At 49.8% G+C, this 2,496-nt stretch carries 3 protein-coding genes and 1 pseudogene; 3 read left to right on the forward strand and 1 reads right to left on the reverse strand.

Annotation, left to right across the window (positions count from 1 at the left end):
* Positions 1–184: pseudogene (locus PMM47T1_RS28405) on the forward strand (hypothetical protein); the annotation flags it as partial.
* A gap of 330 nt (positions 185–514) precedes the next feature.
* Here PMM47T1_RS28405 and PMM47T1_RS30035 read toward each other — a convergent pair.
* Positions 515–772, reverse strand: a complete 258-nt coding sequence (locus PMM47T1_RS30035) for a hypothetical protein (protein ID WP_157213107.1) — start codon at positions 770–772, stop codon at positions 515–517.
* Between the two features lie 754 nt (positions 773–1,526).
* Here PMM47T1_RS30035 and PMM47T1_RS29465 point away from each other — a divergent pair.
* Positions 1,527–1,931 (forward strand): adhesin, encoded by a 405-nt coding sequence (locus tag PMM47T1_RS29465; protein ID WP_081492743.1) that lies wholly within the window; start codon positions 1,527–1,529, stop codon positions 1,929–1,931.
* Positions 1,928–2,431 (forward strand): hypothetical protein, encoded by a 504-nt coding sequence (locus tag PMM47T1_RS28410; protein WP_008375831.1) that lies wholly within the window; start codon positions 1,928–1,930, stop codon positions 2,429–2,431. The genes PMM47T1_RS29465 and PMM47T1_RS28410 overlap by 4 nt, the downstream gene beginning before the upstream one ends.
* The last annotated feature ends 65 nt before the right edge of the window (positions 2,432–2,496 follow it).

Raw genomic sequence — 2,496 nt, forward strand, 5'->3', positions numbered from 1 at the left:
GGCTAACCAATCTCGGCATTTGTACTTGGCCACGCCGTTGCGCGGAGTCTGGAACGAAGCGGCGTTGTTGCAACGGCAACATTCAGCCAGTGAAACCACGGCTGAAACCTTGCCAGATGACCCCGTCGAAGCCCTGTTGACTGCCTTGGACGCCGAAGCGGATGAAGAAGGCGAGTTGGGCTGACAACTTGCCTGCAACGGCCTGACAAACGCCCTACAGATACCCGTCGGCCTGACAAATCCCCTGCAAACTCCCCGCAAAGACCCTACTAATACCTGACATCCCCGCAGGCCGCGAAGCGGCCTCAATCAACTGCAAAAAATACAGGCACGCTATGGATGTATACATCCGGTGCCAAAGGGGAGCCCTTTGAATCCCGAAAAGCCGCCTCTACGAGTCGAGTGATAACTCTGAGTGAACTGTCGGACAGGAAATGTTTTGTATGTACCGCCTGCACGCAGTCGATCCATCCAAAACCCTGATCAGGGCTACGCCCCGATACCCCGTTAAGCGTCACGTAGCCGTTTTAAATCGATTGATAAGATATTCGAGTGATGTCTCGTTATTGAGATATTCCTCGATTTTCTCATTGTCGGTTTTCGATAGTTTTAGTTTGTAAAAACCAAATACGGCATCGACTTCCCGTCGTCTTTTGGCCCTAGAAAGCTGTTCATATGTGGGAGGTTTGGCGTAACAGATGAATGTCGGAAACGGCATTGGACTGTCATCCGGATCGCCTTTTTCGATGAATCGCGGCTTGTCATTGCTCATCTGCTTTCATCTCGATTCAGTGGGCTGGTTAAAAAATCCTACGCGCTTTGCTTGCCCGTCGTCTGCAAACTCCCTGTAAACGGCCCACCAAACCGAAGAAAATAAAGTCGAGGTTTGAAGAGGGATGCAGGATAGGGAGAGTGGTCCATTTTGCATGCACTGCGTGCTTCCAAAATGAGCTGTCTCCCGCTGCCGGAGACTCTTGGTTTTAATCAGTTTTCGGCTCGATGACCGATTAGTGCATTTTAGTGCGCTTTCAACTCGATCCACCTAAGCCGAATGCGTTTTAGTGAGTCAGAGTGCGCTCCAGTGCGGCTTAGTGCGTCTTGTGGGGTATATCTGGGGTAATTCAGGGGTATACGTGGGGTATACGTGGGGTACATCCACTCTCGTGTTTTCTAAAACAGGCACGTTGACGACCGTATACAAATGAGCTGCGCCATTTGTAAACAGTCGTCCGTACCAAAGGGGAAACCCCTTTGAACCCGGAAGCCTAACGCGCTGCGCTTGTTGGCCCCTGGGCCGTCCGATGGCTTCGCCACCGAACACCCAGGGGCTTCTTGTTGTCAGTTGGTTTTGGTCGTCCAGGGCATGCTGTGACGGGCTGAAAACCCGCGTCGGGGTGGTTTTATTCATCGAGCGTGAATCAGCTGGGCCGACCGTCTTGCAGGCCGTGTCACGTCAGGCGTTGCGCGGGTAGACAACGAAATTCGCATCGGGTGATACTGTTGGTGCAAAAGGACCAAGCGGTGCGTTGGATGATGTTGCTGCTGCCCGGCCAACGCCCAAGCAGTCCGAGATAGATGTTAAAGCTGACCTTGGCCAAGAAGCCAGACCACAAGTCAGTTACAAAAACGGACAAGAAGTACCGTACGGAACATCGGGCAGTGTTCGCCCTGACTGGTGTATTGGTGACGTGTGCAGTGTTGAGGTGAAAAACTATAACATTGCGACGAATCAGCAGGGATTGATCAGTAATGTTTCCAAACAAGCGCTGCAGCGTGTGGAGAATTTACCGCAAGGTATGCAGCAACAAGTGGTTATTGATATTCGTGGTCAAGCTGTAACGGATGCACAGAAAAATGCAGTGATTAAAGGCATTGTGCAGAAATCAAACGGCGCAATCGGGCCTACTGACATAAGGTTTAAAGCTGAATGAGGAAGGTCGGGTTTGATGGGGGGCATACGGTATACGAATTGGGGCCCGTATCGGATGTTGTATTGTTTTTCGAGTGCCTCAATGCTTTCGTAGTGAGTAAATATTTAGATCAGGATTGGAGTTTGTTATCGGATCGGCTTTATAAACGCTATTTGCGGCAAGACGAACTAGAAGAGTCTTTCGCATTGATGGAAAAAGTAAAGAGCATATTTTTCACGCTGCCAAGCTCCTCCGTTGAGTGGGATGAGGATATGCAGGCTGATCGTGATAGAACATGGCTGGACTCTAGGGCGGATACCTTGGGGGATGTTTTTTCTAGGTATTTTGACTTGTTCTCAAAGGCTAAGGATTCGGCTGTTTCATTTTTGGATGAGTTTGGGATTTATCAGCCTTTCAGAATTTTAGCTTCTGACATACCTGCTTTAATGGTCGAGAAAAAGAGGCCACTAAATGAATACGATGCGCTTGGGTTAAGTGATTTACCATTTTGGCTTCGTTGAGCGGACTGTTTATTCAAGACAATATCTCACCCACACCGGCCTCGCGCCGGTGTTGTTTTATCTGC

The sequence above is a fragment of the Pseudomonas sp. M47T1 genome (assembly GCF_000263855.1).
In the GTDB taxonomy this organism is placed as follows: Bacteria; Pseudomonadota; Gammaproteobacteria; order Pseudomonadales; family Pseudomonadaceae; genus Aquipseudomonas.

Coding starts and splice junctions, on each gene's coding strand:
- PMM47T1_RS30035 (WP_157213107.1), bottom strand. CDS start 772: ATGAGCAATGACAAGCCGCGATTCATCGAAAAAGGCGATCCGGATGAC.
- PMM47T1_RS28410 (WP_008375831.1), top strand. CDS start 1,928: ATGAGGAAGGTCGGGTTTGATGGGGGGCATACGGTATACGAATTGGGG.